Source organism: Phormidesmis priestleyi ULC007 (assembly GCF_001895925.1).
GTDB classification, from domain to species: Bacteria; Cyanobacteriota; Cyanobacteriia; order Leptolyngbyales; family Leptolyngbyaceae; genus Phormidesmis_A; species Phormidesmis_A priestleyi_A.
In genome coordinates this window covers 40700-55680 of record NZ_MPPI01000009.1, presented here as the reverse complement: position 1 = coordinate 55680, position 14981 = coordinate 40700, and the positions used below count along the sequence as shown (strand labels likewise).

General features: G+C 49.5%; 15 protein-coding genes. 11 read left to right on the top strand and 4 right to left on the bottom strand.

Annotated elements, in window-relative coordinates; genetic code table 11:
- The first annotated feature begins 497 nt into the window (after positions 1–497).
- From rlmD to BRW63_RS09910, 3 genes are read left to right on the top strand one after another with little or no spacing between them, the layout of a single operon-like run.
- A complete protein-coding gene (gene rlmD, locus BRW63_RS09920) occupies positions 498–1928 on the top strand; it encodes a 23S rRNA (uracil(1939)-C(5))-methyltransferase RlmD (RefSeq protein WP_244913186.1) in 1431 nt (476 codons plus the stop codon).
- A gap of 40 nt (positions 1929–1968) precedes the next feature.
- Positions 1969–3015 carry a UDP-3-O-(3-hydroxymyristoyl)glucosamine N-acyltransferase gene (gene lpxD / locus BRW63_RS09915; protein ID WP_073070738.1) on the top strand — a complete coding sequence of 349 codons (1047 nt, stop codon included), beginning with the start codon at positions 1969–1971 and terminating at the stop codon, positions 3013–3015.
- 38 nt (positions 3016–3053) lie between these two features.
- On the top strand, positions 3054–3629 hold the full coding sequence (locus BRW63_RS09910) for a Uma2 family endonuclease (protein WP_073070737.1): 576 nt from the start codon (positions 3054–3056) through the stop codon (positions 3627–3629).
- Here the strand turns inward: BRW63_RS09910 and bioB are convergent.
- Positions 3626–4567 (bottom strand): biotin synthase BioB, encoded by a 942-nt coding sequence (bioB, locus tag BRW63_RS09905; RefSeq protein WP_073070736.1) that lies wholly within the window; start codon positions 4565–4567, stop codon positions 3626–3628. The genes BRW63_RS09910 and bioB overlap by 4 nt on opposite strands.
- Before the next feature lie 116 nt (positions 4568–4683).
- Between bioB and BRW63_RS09900 the strand changes: the two genes are divergently transcribed.
- Entirely contained in the window at positions 4684–5313 is a 630-nt protein-coding gene (locus tag BRW63_RS09900) for a biotin transporter BioY (protein WP_083582821.1), read from the top strand.
- 19 nt (positions 5314–5332) lie between these two features.
- Complete coding sequence (lspA, locus tag BRW63_RS09895; protein WP_073070734.1) at positions 5333–5809, top strand: signal peptidase II; 477 nt, start codon at positions 5333–5335, stop codon at positions 5807–5809.
- Here the strand turns inward: lspA and BRW63_RS09890 are convergent, their stop codons facing one another.
- A complete protein-coding gene (locus BRW63_RS09890; RefSeq protein ID WP_073070733.1) occupies positions 5810–7489 on the bottom strand; it encodes an ArnT family glycosyltransferase in 1680 nt (559 codons plus the stop codon). It lies immediately after the preceding gene.
- Positions 7490–7614: 125 nt separating this feature from the next.
- On the bottom strand, positions 7615–8094 hold the full coding sequence (locus BRW63_RS09885) for an MgtC/SapB family protein (protein ID WP_073070732.1): 480 nt from the start codon (positions 8092–8094) through the stop codon (positions 7615–7617).
- 352 nt (positions 8095–8446) lie between these two features.
- Between BRW63_RS09885 and BRW63_RS09880 the strand changes: the two genes are divergently transcribed.
- The 3 genes from BRW63_RS09880 to BRW63_RS09870 all read left to right on the top strand — a co-directional run bounded on the left by BRW63_RS09880 (position 8447) and on the right by BRW63_RS09870 (position 10967).
- The gene (locus BRW63_RS09880) at positions 8447–8677 is read left to right on the top strand and encodes a hypothetical protein (RefSeq protein ID WP_073070731.1); all 231 of its coding nucleotides are present in this window, start codon (positions 8447–8449) and stop codon (positions 8675–8677) included.
- A 222-nt stretch (positions 8678–8899) separates the two neighbouring features.
- Positions 8900–10117 (top strand): geranylgeranyl reductase family protein, encoded by a 1218-nt coding sequence (locus BRW63_RS09875; protein WP_073070730.1) that lies wholly within the window; start codon positions 8900–8902, stop codon positions 10115–10117.
- A gap of 481 nt (positions 10118–10598) precedes the next feature.
- Entirely contained in the window at positions 10599–10967 is a 369-nt protein-coding gene (locus BRW63_RS09870; protein WP_073070729.1) for a DUF2237 family protein, read from the top strand.
- A 38-nt stretch (positions 10968–11005) separates the two neighbouring features.
- Here the strand turns inward: BRW63_RS09870 and BRW63_RS09865 are convergent, their stop codons facing one another.
- A complete protein-coding gene (locus BRW63_RS09865; protein WP_073070728.1) occupies positions 11006–12781 on the bottom strand; it encodes an ABC transporter ATP-binding protein in 1776 nt (591 codons plus the stop codon).
- A 383-nt stretch (positions 12782–13164) separates the two neighbouring features.
- On the opposite strand from BRW63_RS09865, the gene BRW63_RS09860 reads away from it, so the two are divergent.
- From BRW63_RS09860 to BRW63_RS09850, 3 genes are all read left to right on the top strand, one after another.
- Entirely contained in the window at positions 13165–13428 is a 264-nt protein-coding gene (locus tag BRW63_RS09860) for a hypothetical protein (RefSeq protein WP_073070727.1), read from the top strand.
- Positions 13429–13517: 89 nt separating this feature from the next.
- Positions 13518–14135, top strand: coding sequence for a hypothetical protein (locus BRW63_RS09855; protein ID WP_073070726.1), 618 nt, complete (start codon positions 13518–13520; stop codon positions 14133–14135).
- Positions 14136–14335: 200 nt separating this feature from the next.
- Positions 14336–14935 carry a phycobiliprotein lyase gene (locus BRW63_RS09850; RefSeq protein WP_317615809.1) on the top strand — a complete coding sequence of 200 codons (600 nt, stop codon included), beginning with the start codon at positions 14336–14338 and terminating at the stop codon, positions 14933–14935.
- The last annotated feature ends 46 nt before the right edge of the window (positions 14936–14981 follow it).

The window sequence follows — 14981 nt, the reverse complement described above, 5'->3', positions numbered from 1 at the left end:
CAAAATACGGGTGTTATTTCCGAACATAATAGCGTATCACTAGTATTTGACAGAAAGCGTTTGCTTAAGATAAAACAACACAATTTAGCCTCAATTCAGAGCACCATCAGGCAACGCCAATATTTGCAATTTCGTAAGGAACGTGGATTTATTAAGGTGTAACTTCTCGCCATCTCCCTAAGGAGCTACGGTGTACACCAATCTTTGTCGCTGCGTTTGGGTCGGCTTCAGCCCCCTAAATCCCCCATTCTGGGGGACTTTGAGCTAAGACTCTGGCTTCAAAGTCCCTCACTCGTGGGGGATTTAGGGGGCAAAAGTCTCGGCGATGACAAATCAGAGGACTTTTACAGGTTATTTAATCCACGATCCTAAGCAGACTTGCCCAGATTTTTTGCTCGATCGTTGCGATAAATTGCAAGACTTCAGCGAGTTCGGTCATATGTCGATTAGAAAAGCGAGAATAGGGATCTGTTTATATCAGACCAGGAATATTCTCTGTGACCATCTCCGACTTACAACTGCCTTTTGAATCAGAATCTACCCCAACTGAGCCTGTGATTGACCTATGGCGGCAAGGAGAACTGGTCGAAGTTGACATTACCGACATTACAGAGGGCGGCGATGGCGTGGGTCGATTCGGAGAGCGCGTCGTTTTCGTTCCTGATACTGTCACGGGCGATCGCGCGATCGTTCGTCTGATCCGCACCAAGCCCACTTACGCCAATGGCAAGGTTCACGAGCTTTTAACCCGCTCTCCTCACCGCATTAGACCGAGTTGCATTGTTGCCGATAAGTGTGGCGGCTGTCAGTGGCAGCACGTCGATTATGACTATCAGCTTGAGGCAAAACGCAATCAAATTGTCCAAGCGTTAGAGCGAATCGGCGGTTTCAGAGATCTGAACGTCAATCCTGTTTTAAATGTTGCCGAGCCTTTGGCTTATCGAAACAAGGTGACTTACCCCATCACTCGCTCTGCTACTGGGCAGGTGCAAGCCGGATATTATCAAAAAGGCAGTCATCAACTCATCAACCTCAATCAATGTCCGATTCAAGATCAGCGATTGAATCCGCTATTGGCAGAAGTCAAACTAGACATTCAAAAACGCGGCTGGGGCATCTATGACGAGAAACTTCATCGTGGTAAAGTGCGTCACCTTAGTTTGAGAATCGGACGACGCACTGGAGAAATGCTGCTTACCCTCGTGTGCAAAGATGCAAACCTGGTTGGGTTGAATGATCAGGCTCAAGACTGGCTCGATCGCTATCCCGATCTAGTCGGGGTTTCTCTCAACGTGAATGGTGCCAAAACCAATGGCATCTTTGGCAAAGAAACTCGCTGCATTGCGGGTCAACCTCACTTACACGAGCGCTTTTTGGGTTTGACGTTCCAAATTCTCCCCGATACGTTCTTTCAAGTTCACACCGAGCAAGCCGAAGCCCTGATGCAGGTGATTTTGGATGAGTTGGATCTGCAAGGCACCGAGACCTTTGTCGATGCCTATAGCGGAATTGGGACGCTGACGCTGCCGATCGCTCAAAAAGTCAAGACCGCCATCGGGTTAGAAGTCCAGCCCGAAGCCGTCGAGCAAGCCAAAATCAACGCCGAACTCAATCACATCGAAAACGTCATCTTTCTCACCGGAACCGTTGAAACAGGTCTGCCCGCGCTAGAGATGAAACCCGATATCGTGCTGTTAGATCCGCCTCGCAAGGGCTGTGATGGCTCTGTGATCGAGACGCTTCGACACATGAAACCTGAGCGCATTGTTTACGTGAGCTGCAACCCGGCGACCCTGGCTCGTGACCTCAAGCTATTTTGCGCTGAGGGCGAATATGAGCTTCAGCGTGTGCAGCCTGCTGACTTCTTTCCCCAAACTGCCCACGTCGAATGTGCCGCTTTCTTGAGACGTGCGGGGGATACGGTGTAGGGTGTAGGGTAAATGGTCGTCAATCTTAACTGCATTTGCGATGAAGTTTAGCGAAATTATTGAGAAACTTGGTTCCTCGATCGTGGCTCACAGTTTGACCACTCACTCAGATAGCGATCCTGAAATCGCAGGGGTTGCCGCGATCGACGAAGCGACTCCTAACACAATCAGCTATGCAGAAAGCAACAAGTTTGCAGTGTTGATCGGATCGACTGCCGCTAGTGCCTTAATTCTTCCATCTAACGAAGACTTGCAGGCAAAAGCCGAGGCTCGTGGCATTGCCTGGGTGTCGGTTCGTCATCCACGACTCGCCTTTGCTCAAACGATCGCGCTCTACTATCATCCGTTTAAACCCGCGCCTGTGATTCATCACACGGCAGTGATCGATCCCAGCGCTGAGATTGGCGAAAACGTCGCGATCGGGGCGAATGTCGTCATCCAAACTGGGGCAAAAATTGGCGCGGGTGTCGTCATCCATCCCAATGTTGTGATTTATCCTGACGTGCAGATTGGCGATCGGACTGTCCTTCATGCGAATTGCTCGATTCAAGAACGCACTCACATCGGGGCTGATTGCGTGATTCACTGCGGTGCAGTCATCGGTTCTGAAGGGTTTGGGTTTGTGCCGACTCGCGAGGGCTGGCTCAAGATGGAGCAATCTGGCTACACCGTGCTAGAAGATGGGGTTGAAGTGGGCTGTAATTCTGCGATCGATCGTCCTGCTGTGGGTGAGACTCGCATCGGTCGCAACACCAAAATCGATAATCTCGTGCAAATCGGGCATGGCGTAAAAGTCGGTGAAGCCTGTGCGTTTGCGTCGGGTTGCGGCATTGCAGGCGGCACTCAAATCGGCAATCGCGTTATTCTCGCGGGGCAGGTCGGCGTTGCCAATAACGCCAAAATGGGCGATGGCTCAGTTGCGTCTGCCAAGGCGGGCGTTCACAAAGATGTCCCCGCCGGACAAACCGTTTCAGGATATCCTGCCGTCGAGCATAAAGTTTATCTCAAAGCTTCTGCAATGTATCACCGCTTATATGAGATGTATCTCTCGATTAAGCAAATCAAAAAGCACTTAGGCATCGATTAAATGATCTAGATTCTCATCAGACTAAAGCAGGAAAAATCATGAATGCTTTGACCTTAAATCTAGACACAGTTAACCTGACAGATGACCAGTTTTATGAATTATGTCGCCGCAATCAAAACTTTCGATTTGAACGCACTCAAACAGGAGAACTGATCGTCATGCCACCTGTAGGCGGAGAAAGCGGCAGACGAGAAGCTGACTTCATCACTGATCTGGGCATCTGGAATCGTCATACAAATCTTGGGATTGTCTTTAGTTCTTCCACTGTTTTTAAACTCCCCAATGGAGCGAATCGATCGCCCGATGCCGCCTGGATTCAGCGCCAAAGATGGGACGCTTTAACACCGATTCAGCGCCGCAAGTTTCCGGCGATCGCGCCCGATTTTGTGATTGAACTCCGATCCGCAACCGACGATCTGCAAGACCTGCAAGACAAGATGCAAGAGTATTTAGACAATGGTGTGCAGTTAGGTTGGCTGATCAATCCTCAAGATCAGCGAGTGGAAATTTATCGGTTCCGTCGCCCCGTTGAAGTCTTGAATCTCCCTAGTGACTTGTCAGGCGAAGATACCCTACCTGAATTTGTCTTAAAGCTGAATCTTTTTAGCGATTAAAGCGGTTTGGGCACCATTCCTAAACGATCGAGCAGTCGTTCATCCTGCGATCGCTCCGGGTTTGGCGTGGTCAGCAGCACCGCACCTGTAAAGATCGAATTTGCACCCGCTAAAAAGCACAGCGCTTGCAGTTCGTCGCTCATCTCTAGTCGCCCGGCTGACAGTCGCACCATTGCCTTTGGAAACAGAATTCGAGTGGTGGCAACCATGCGGACAAGCTCGATCGCGTCGATCGCAGGCGCATTTTCAAGCGGAGTTCCTGCCACGGGAACCAAGCAATTGATCGGCACCGATTCAGGTGGAGGATTCAAGTTTGACAGCGCTTCGAGCAAATCTAACCGATCTTGAACCGATTCACCAAGTCCGACAATGCCGCCACAGCAGACCGAGATTCCGGCTTCACTAACGGCACGAATCGTTTCCAGTCGATCTTGATAAGTGCGAGTCGTGATAATTTTCTCGTAATAGCTGGGTGACGTGTCGAGATTGTGATTATAGGCAGTCAGTCCTGCTTCTTTGAGTTGTTTTGCCTGATGAGGTTTGAGCATTCCTAACGTGCAGCAGACTTCGAGATCCAGCGCGGCAACCTGACGTACCATATCAAGGACGCGATCGAACTGGGCACCGTCTCGCACTTCTCGCCAAGCCGCTCCCATACAAAAGCGCGTTGATCCGGCTGCTTTTGCGACCTGAGCTTCAGCCACCACGCTTTCAAGATCCATCAGCGGTTCTGGTTTCAAATCCGTTTGGTGATGCACGCTCTGAGAACAGTAGCCGCAATCTTCTGGACAAGCTCCCGTTTTGATACTACTAAGCGTACACATCTGCACCGCCCGCGGATCGTGATGCTCTCGATGCACTCGCTGCGCCTCAAACAGCAGATCGGGCAGAGGCTGATGATAAATTTTGGCGATGGGCGCGATCGAAGAGGTCAACATAGCATTCAAACGTCAGGGAAGATTCAAAACTCCTAGCTATTTAGATTAGCAGTCTGTCAGCGTCTAGAGAATGCAAAAATTTTGATCTCTAACCCAGTGATACAATTTCAATCACTATGCCGCGGTCAACTTCTTCCTCACGACTGACTACCACCCGACCCACGATTACGCTCACCGATATGCTGTGGGCGTTGACTGGCCTATTGTTGACGATCGGAGGCACACTGCTCAAGGCTTCGATCGCCGATGCGCCGTGGACTTGGACACCCCAAACGGTTCCCCTCCACTTTTTGGGCGTGAGTTACCAGATCGGAGCCGTGCTGCTAGTCGGCTGTCTGGGCGGAAAAAACGCGGCGGTCATTTCCCAAATTGCTTATCTATTGCTGGGGTTGGCCGGGTTTGAAATCTTTAGCGACGGCGGCGGAATTCACTATTTTAGCAAGCCTAGCTTTGGCTATTTGCTGGGCTTCATTCCCGGCGCATGGCTGTGTGGATATCTCGCATTCAAAACGCCTCCTCGTCTAGAATCTCTAGCCTTTAGCTGTTTCTGCGGGCTGTTAGTCATTCATCTAACTGGAATCTTCTACTTATTTTTGTCCTATGGGCTGAAGTGGGCTGATGCAGAGGCTTTATCATTGTGGGATGCTCTGAAAACCTATTCTCTCACTCCTCTACCCGGACAATTTGCGGTCGTGTGTGCTGTGACGGTGCTGGCGTTTGCAATGCGTCGTTTAATGTTTTATTAGTCCTCGATCCCTCTCCTGAATGTTCAAAAATCGTTTTTTCTGGCTGGCTGCGATCGTAGGTCTGATCCTCGATCGCTTTACAAAACTCTGGGTTGTGAAGACAATGACGCTGGGTCAAACGATTCCGCTGCTGCCAGGCGTTTTTCACATCACTTATGTGATCAACCAGGGAGCCGCGTTTAGCCTCTTTCAGGGCAGCGTGTGGCTGCGATGGCTGTCACTTGCCGTTAGCGTGGGACTGATGGCCCTGGCGTGGTTTGGCCCTCGATTTGAGCGGTGGGAGCAGTTGGGCTACGGGTTTATTTTAAGTGGGGCACTGGGGAATGGCATCGATCGCTTTGTGCTGGGTCACGTCGTCGATTTTATAGATGTGCGGCTGATTAACTTCGCGGTGTTTAATCTGGCAGATGCTTTTATCAACGTGGGCATTTTTTGTCTGCTGGTTGCCGCTTTTCGCAAAGCACCGGATGGCAGCGATCGGACTTCAGCCAAGTGATCAAGATTTCCTGCTTTTGTGGCGACTGGCACTTACCATCGGCTTAAAGTGCGAATTGCGAGTCACCAAAATCCATCCTTCTTGCATCTCTAGCAGTTGAGTCTGTTTAGTAGGCAAGTAGCCCAACGCCGAAGATCTCAACAGTTGGTAAGGGTGAGGGTCAGTCTTCCATCGCTGCTGCAACTCTGCTTCAGAGGCAGGAACGACTGCCCGATCGCTATAAAAATTTAGCGAGGGACGGTGATAGGGATAAGACGTGTAAATCGTCTGACCGCGAGGCGTATAACGTTGAATCATATCCGCCACAGGTTTCACCGGGTAGGATTCGGCTAACTCCCAGACCCAATGACTCGACATCATTAGCACCATCAAAGTCAGATAAGTGCCCCAGATCAGCACCGAGATAAACTGAGTGTCTTGCCGAAGAATTAAAATTGCGGTGACAGTGACGGTGAGCGCCAATGTGGAGGAAACAAGCTGAAGGTCTTGCTGAGGGGCAAAAAAGGTGAAGTAGGCACTTAAGCCCCATGCCACAAATGCAAACACCGCAAACACTGCGAACCAGATACGAGCATGAACGATCGGGCGCTGTTGCCGAATTCCCATCTTCAAAGGGTTCCACATGCGACTCAGTTGAGCGCCCACCATCAGCGACAAAGCAGGATAAATGGGCAAGGCGTACCAGGGTAACTTAGTCTGCATTGCCGAAATGACGAGCAGATAAACACCGCTCCAGACGAGTGCTAGACGCGCCCAGCTTAAGCCCCGATTTTCCCAGGCGAGGCGTAACCCCTGGGGCAAAAACAGCAGCCACGGAAAGCCAAATTTCAGAATTTCCCACAGATAATACCAAACCGGGCCGTTATTATTGCCGACCGTTCCCCAAACTCGCACTAGGGATTGATTGAGCAAATGGGCATCAATAAACTGCTGGTGATAGTGCGACCACTGAGCGCCATACCATAGCCCGATCGGAACCGCTCCGATCGCAATGCCGAGCCAGAGATAGCGGCTGGTCAACAGGCGAGGCGTATCCCAGATCAGAAACAGCAGCCCGATCGCGCCAAGCAAAAGCCCTAAAATGCCTTTGGTGAGGCAGATCAGCCCCACGCCGATCCCTACGCCTAAACCCCAGCGTAAATCTCGCCGCGATCGCAGCAAACACGCCATCATCAGCAAAAAGAAACACAGCACGGCTCCATCGAGCATTGCCAGCCGTCCCTGTCGCGCGACGGGCAGCCAGGTGAGGTAGACCAACGCCGAAAAAATCGCTGCCGTGCGTTGGAAAAAAACTTCTCTTCCGAGCCAATACATCATCGGCACCGAAAATGCCGTCAGCATCGCGCCTGGTAGGCGAGTGGTCAGTTCGCTCACGCCTGCGATCGAGTAGGTGAGTGCTACTAACCAGTGCATTAGAGGCGGCTTGTTAAAATAGGGCGTTCCGGTCAACTCTTTGGGATAGAGCCAGGTTGAAGAGGGAAAGGGCGATCGCCACATTTCACGGGCCACCTGAGCGACGATGCCTTCATCCCAATCTCTGAGCGGTAAGTCTCCGAGATTTATACCCAATAGCACCACTGCTGCAACGAATAATCCTAGAAGCCAGCCGCGATCGACCCAGGCTTCAAAGCGAGGGTTTTCCATCCCAAACCGACGACTCGCAGAAATTTCTTGACCCATTTCAGCCTTTCACTATGCAGGGCGATGTCAGATCTCTTCTAAGTCCGCTCTTGTTAAAAGGAGAATTTTTCATGTTCCCAATCATAAGTCATCGATCGAAGATTAGCGGCTTGCAGCCAAAGGTCTTATTCATTTTCCTCTTCACTGTGGTGGATGAATGAATGGTTCTCTAACATTTTCACTAATCCGAGAGTAATTAAAGCCATCATGGTTCCTGAGACAGCGAGTTGCCACCAGCCACAGCCTGAAATGATTCCTAACGCAGCAGTGACCCAGATAGAGGCGGCAGAGGTGAGTCCTTTGACTTTAGGGTTGGCAGAAGTGGGACGCGACAAATGCAAGATTTCTCCGGCTCCTAAAAAGCCAACTCCAGTGGCGACTCCTTGAATGGCACGACTGACCGCATCACCTGAATGAGCACTGCTCTGTAAAGGAATCATGACAAACAGTGCGGCTCCGAGGCTAACTAGCATGTGAGTTCTTAGCCCAGCTGCTTTGTGTCGTTGTTGACGGTTCCACCCGATCGCGCCGCCGACCACCAGCGCTAAACTCAATCGCAAGATAATTCCGACCCAGTTGTTGGGGGAAATCGAATAAGACTCCATCAATTATTTCAACTTAGTTTGGGCAAATACACCTAGAGATGAACAGGCAATTTTTTGGGGTTTGCTTCAAGGCATTTTTAACCACATCATTCTGAAGACATAATTAAGAATAAATATGGTATGCAAAACAACATTTTCATTAAAAACTTTCTAATCTTAGCAAGCGATTCAAGCTAAATTCCGAGATTTTTCTCTATTCTTAATCCAACCATAAGATGTCTCGCGTTTAACTCATTGCAAAGGCGAAAATAAACTTAATCAATAGAGTAGGGATACTACTCTAGAAAATGGGTAGACCTGCTGATGATAATGATCCCCCTCCAGATTTAATGTGATCGAGGAGGGCTGATTTATGGCAATCTTGTTTGTTTTCCATTCGTTTTTGATTAAAAGTGAGTTAAAAGTCATGCCTAAATGTCCTTGTTGTGCAGGAAAACTGCTGCGTCATGTTCGGCATGGAGAAATCTACTGGTTTTGTTCTCACTGCTGGCAAGAGATGCCGGATCTAGCGTCAAAAATTGAAGATCGCTCTCAAGAGTCATCTTCAAAACAGAAAGCGGCGATCGTAGTCATTCCGCGATAGAAAATTTCTAACCGTCCAATCCACTGGCCCCGATCGAGAAAGGTTTCCTTTGTGGCCATTGCAGAACAACGGGATGAAATGGCTGTAGGGGTAGCGCTCCCGTGCCTACCCCTGACGGAGGGCAACCACGGGGGGATTGCCCCTACCAAATCCTCCCTATTCAGCAACGCCTCCTTTGTGTACTAGGCTAAAGATCGACCCTTTAGCTGTCAAGCCAAGACTATGTTGAATTACGATCTTGTGGTGTGTGGTGCCGGGCCCGCTGGAACAATGGCAGCCGCAGAAGCCGCAAAAGCGGGGCTAAAAGTTGCCTTGCTAGAAAAGCAATTTCTGCCTCGTCATAAGACCTGTGGAGGTGGCATGCCGATGGTGATGCAAAATAGCTTGCGAGATTTGGCACCAGAGGCGTTTGTCGAATCTCAAGTCACTCACATGCGCCACACCTGGAATTTTGATGATGCTTATCTCGCACCCATCAATCCGCCGGGTGTTGATCGACAGCTTTTATTGTGGATGGTGCAGCGATCGATTTTTGACAATGCCCTTGCCCAGCGAGCTGTGAAATCGGGCGCAGAATTGCGAGATGGGCTGGCAGTCCGATCGCTCGAAGTCGAGTCAGACGGCATCAAAGTCTCGGCTCAAGCCATCAAAACAGGCAGTCACTTTGTCGCCAAAGCTAAATATGTGATTGGGGCCGATGGAGCCAATGGGGTAACGGTCAAATCAACTCGACTGCGGCAAAATCGCGCGATCGCCTTAGCGATGGAAATTGAGCATCCTCACCAGTGGGGCGACGGTCATGCTGAATTGCGTCCTGATGTAGCTCATTTAGAATATGGAGCCATCAAGCGCGGCTATGCCTGGATTTTTCCTAAAGCCGATCACCTGAATATTGGTGCAGGAGTGTTTCGACCCGATCGTAAAGATGCCCGCAACACTCGCACCCTACGAGCAGACTTGCAGCAAACCATTTTTCAATATGTCGAAGCGATGGGATTGCAGATCGATCGCGACCAAGCCCGCTTTCACGCTCACCCCTTGCCGACGTGGAATGGCAAAGAACCGCTTCATGAAGGACGAATTTTATTAGTGGGAGATGCCGCCGGATTGATCAATCCTCTATTTGGAGATGGCATTCTGCATGCGGTTAAAAGTGGCACAATCGCCGCTCAATGTTTAGTAGATGAGGCAGCGGACCAATACACCGATCGCATTCACGCTGAATTTGCCGCCAACTTTGATGCCGCCTTGACGCTTGCCCAAGTCTTTTATCAATGGACGGGCGCTTGCTATAAATATGGCGTTAAATCTGAAAGAGCCACTCGGATGGCAACCCAGCTTCTTTATGGAGATCTATTATTTACGGATATGGCGGGTCGAGCGATGCGAAAATTAAAGCGATCGGTGGGCGCAACTTTTTTCCTAGCCTTCAATTCTTAGGATCGTGAATTAAATAAAACTGCACATTGTTCGGGCTACGTTTTAGTTGTCTTGATGACGATCGAGAAAATCCCAGTCAAAAAAGTTGAATGGACAAGCATTTTCACCCGCACGATCGCGGCGATCGTATCGAATTCCGTCTCTCTCAAGGCGCACTCGGTTGAAAGGTTTTCGTCTACTTTCCTACTATAGAGTGAGATGTTACCAAGCCTTAAGACTGGCTCATTTGAGATGAGAGACTGCTAAGTTTTAGTCAATAGCAAATGCGTCAGGTTGTTGTTAAACTCTCCTCTCTAAAAGAACGCGTCTAGCATGAATAAAGCCCTAAGTTCCTGAGCACTTGGGGCTTTTGATTATTTACAAAATCATCCAATAATAGTTGAGTTACTGTATGCAGAAGGCTTTATTCTGATGGGGTTCTGCTGAATTGACTGAGTTGAATCATTCTGCAAAAAGAGTCTAAAAATTAGGAGTCTCTGTGATGACAGACGCGAAGAATGTATTAGGTAAAACCTTGGAGACATGCAGTACGTCTCCGATGACTGGTTTTTTTCGCGATGGTTGCTGTGAAACCGGGGCGCAAGATGTCGGAACGCACGTCGTCTGCGCCCAAGTGACTGAAGCATTTCTCGCTTACACAAAATCTGAGGGTAACGACTTGAGCACACCCATGCCAATGTTTGAGTTTCCGGGTTTAAAGCCAGGCGATCGCTGGTGTCTGTGTGTTTCTCGCTGGAAGGAGGCACTCGACTCTGGGGTTGCGCCTCCGATCGTGCTGTCTGCCACTCACGAGGCGGCTCTCAACGTGGTTGCGCTAGAGGTATTGCAGGAACACGCAATCAATCTGTAGGGACATCGCATGCCGTGTCCCTATGCCATGCCGTGCCCCTATTTAACGCCCGATTGCAGTCGCCACAGCGCCGCATAAATTCCATCGTGGTTAAGCAGCGTCTCGTGGGTGCCTTGCTCAACCACGCGTCCATGATCCATCACGTAAATACGATCGGCATGACGAATTGTGGATAAGCGATGAGCGATCGCGATCGTGGTGCGATCTTGAGTAATGTATTCCAGCGATCGCTGAATGGCGGCTTCGGTTTCGTTATCGACCGCAGATGTGGCTTCATCCAAAATTAGGATTGGCGGATCTTTGAGGAGGGCACGGGCGATCGCAAGTCGCTGTCGTTGCCCACCCGATAATTTTTGACCCCGTTCGCCAATAATCGTGTCGTATCCGTCGGGCAACTCAATGATGAATTCGTGCGCTTCTGCGAGCTTTGCCGATCGCGTAATTTCTTCGCGCATGACATCAAAACTTCCATAGGCAATGTTGTCGGCAACGGTGCCATGAAAGAGAAACACTTCCTGACTCACCCAGCCGATGCAGCGGCGCAAATCACGCAGTCGCAGTTCACGAATGTCAATGCCGTCGAGCAAAATTTGCCCCTGCTGAATCTCATAAAATCGCAGCAGTAATTTCACCAGCGTACTTTTTCCTGACCCCGTTGCGCCCACAACTCCGATCGTTTGTCCGGCTGGAATATGTAGAGATAAATCCTCTAACGCAGGACTGCGACCTTGGTAAGCAAAGGTGATGTGTTCAAGACTGACTTCACCGCGCACTTGATGAACTGGCAATGAGCGATCGCCCGTGGGGATGGCGATCGGCGTATCTAACAAATTCATCACCCGATTGACCGATGCCATCGCCCGTTGATATTGATCCATTGTTTTCCCTAAACTAGTAAAGGGCCACAGCAATCGCTGAATGATGAACACCATAAATCCGTAGGTGCCAACTGAGAGCCGTCCGTTTGCCACTTCGATGCCACCTAAAAAAAGGGTGGCAGTAAAGCCAACTAAAATAAGAATGCGAATCAAAGGAATAAACGCAGCGCTTAACGCAATGGCTCGACGATTGCTGCGACGATAAGCTTCACTCTCAGCCGCAACCCGATCGCGTTCATAATCTTCAGCCGTAAAACTTTTGATTGTGGCAATGCCTGACAAATTGTTAGCTAATCGGCTGTTAATTAAACTGGCTTGCTGGCGCACGTCTGCATAACGAGGGGCGAGACGTTTTTGAAACGCGATCGAACCCCACACAATGAATGGAATCGGTAACATTGCAAACCACGAAACCCCAGGCGCTAATGCCAAAAAGGTGCCGCCGACTAACACGATCGTAGTGAAAAATTGCAAAATATCATTGGCACCGCTATCGAGAAATCGCTCTAGCTGGTTGATGTCGTCATTGATAATCGAGAGCAGTGTTCCGGTGCTTTGCTCTTCAAAAAAGCTCAGTTCTAACTCTTGCAAATGGCTATAGGCATCAAGCCGCAACTCATGCTGCAAGGTTTGTGCCAGGTTTCGCCAAAGCCGATCGTAGGCATATTGAAACAGCGATTCTAGACCCCAAATTAAGAAGGTCAGCAATGACAACACCGCCAATTGTCCGATGATGCTGGTGACACCGACTCTTGCGATCAAAGATGATTCTCGCTTGACAACGACATCGACTGCTATGCCGATCAGATAAGGCGGTGCCAAGTCAAAGATTGTGTTGAGCACCGAGCAAAGGCTGGCTTGCCAAACTTGAGCACGATGAGGGCGGCTGTAGCGCAGCAGGCGTTGCAGAGGGTTTGAGGCAGCGACGGCAGACATAGTAGATGCTGAAATAAGGAAGCCTCGATCGTATAGCAATTCGTTCTATTGGGTAGGAGGCGTTGCAGAATGCGGGGATGAAATGGCTGTAGGGGTCTGCCCACCCCTGACGGAGGGCAACCACGGGGGGATTGCCCCTACCCAATCATCTCGCTATTCAGCGATTGGATGTGACGCGATCGACGTGCCGCTGTCTTCTTTGCAGATGAACGCTCAGTTCAACGAAAGGTAAAACTTCGTAAACTTCTAAGATAAAAGATGATTTTAAAATCAAAAAACTGTAGCATAAGATACGGAATGACAAAATATAAATGTCTTTTCTCTGCACAGCAGTTTTTGGTCTAAACCTTGCGTTGCCTTCTCGCGTTAAAGGATTTTAATTTATGCTTCAAACTAACTTCTGTTCTATCCCACCCTTCACGTCTCAAGACGAGACGACGAGTTCTTTCGCGTGGGAGATTCAAAGACGGGCGCGATTACCCAAGTTTGCGCCGTCCACGTGGGTGAAGTTATTAAATCCGCCGACTGCATTTAGTTTTGATGAGGCTTGGCTGCTGTGCCAATATGCCGATGATCACTGGTTAGCTTGGATTCCTGACTATGGCGAAATCTTACTCAAGACCGATGAGATCTGTGAAGTGTCGTAACCACAAGAAATGAGGCGCTAAAATTTTTGTCACGAACTTCACTAGACATGATTGAATAGGGGCAATCGAGATCGAATATTGCATCTGCTATGGATACTCGCATCACCCAAACGCAATTAGCGCAAGTGGTTGCTGAAGTTGGGCAATCAAAACAACGTGACAAAGAGTTGTCATTACAAGTCAAACAGGTTTTGCAAGAACTCAACTTGCCCGATGATTTGTTAGACGATGCCCTTGTGCAGCTAACGCGACGTAAAGCGCTGGCAAGACAGCAAAAACGAATCTGGCTGATTGGGAGCGCGATCGCCACTACGCTGATCGGTGCAACTGCGGCTGCAATGATTTTTCATCAGCAATATCAACAAGAAATTGCGCGAATTGCTGTCACTCAAAATCGCGTTACGCTCACAAAAAACAGTCAGACCAATATCGGAGAAATTGATCGTCAAAAGAATTCTCAGGTGTTTTATCAAGTCACCTTAAAAGATGTGCCCCTCGGCGATCGCTTAGGCTTAACGTGTGATTGGATTAATCCAACTGGGCAAGTGGTTCAGCAAAGTAACTACCAAACTCAACCGATCGAGAAATCATCCTGGACAACCAATTGTTTTTATCGACTCGATCGCCGCTCTGCGGTAGGCGTGTGGCAGGTGCAAATGTCTCTAGAAGGACGTTTTCTCAGTCGTCAGACCGTCGTGGTGAAGTGAGGCTGGGTCAGATCGATCGCGGCTGAAGCCCGAACAATTATTTAAAGTGTCACGATTGCCTCAACTAAATCAAAGCAGCAAACGTTTTATCATGAGAGAGGTCTTTGCAGGTGAGAGAGAACGGGGTTCTCTAGTCATTTGTGCTTAATTTGCCAACCTCAACTCACGAAAGTCTCAGGAGTCAAGCTTAGATGAATGTTATGGAGTTTTTTCAACTGAGTGCTGGCAAGTGGTTGTCGCAGCGCACCACTCACCATCTAGCATTCAAGCGATCGGAAGGCGGCGAGTCAGAGATTGCGGTTGAAGCGCTGTCAGTAGACGATCCTAAAATTCTTGAAATTTGCAAACTGCACGACGTTGACCCCAGCTTGGCGGTCGGAGGCGCACAAGTGCAATGGATGGGCACAATGGCGTGGGATCGCTCCAGCGAAGAAAATCACGAAGGCTCGACCGTGTTTGTGCTGGTGCCCGACGAAGATAACCCCCGCAACGGCAGATTGCTGCGAGAAGTTGGCTATGCCGAAATCGTGCCCGTGATTGGGCGCTATGAGATGGATGACGAAGACGGACTGGTGCTGATTACAGAATATGAAACGATGAGTTCTAAAGAACACTTCTGGTTTGCCAGCCCAGATGTGAGAATTCGGAGTGGAACGGTTAAACGGTTTGGCGGCTTTAGCACTGCCTCATTCTGCACGGAGACGCGAATTCGAGAGGAGGCACAAAGCGATCGATCAGATTCCCAACCTGTCAAAGATGTCACTGATTCGAGAGCTTTCTCATCTAACTTCGGCTGGTAATCTGACTGGTTTTGAGGAGTCTTGAGGTTAGCAACTGCTGGCGCTG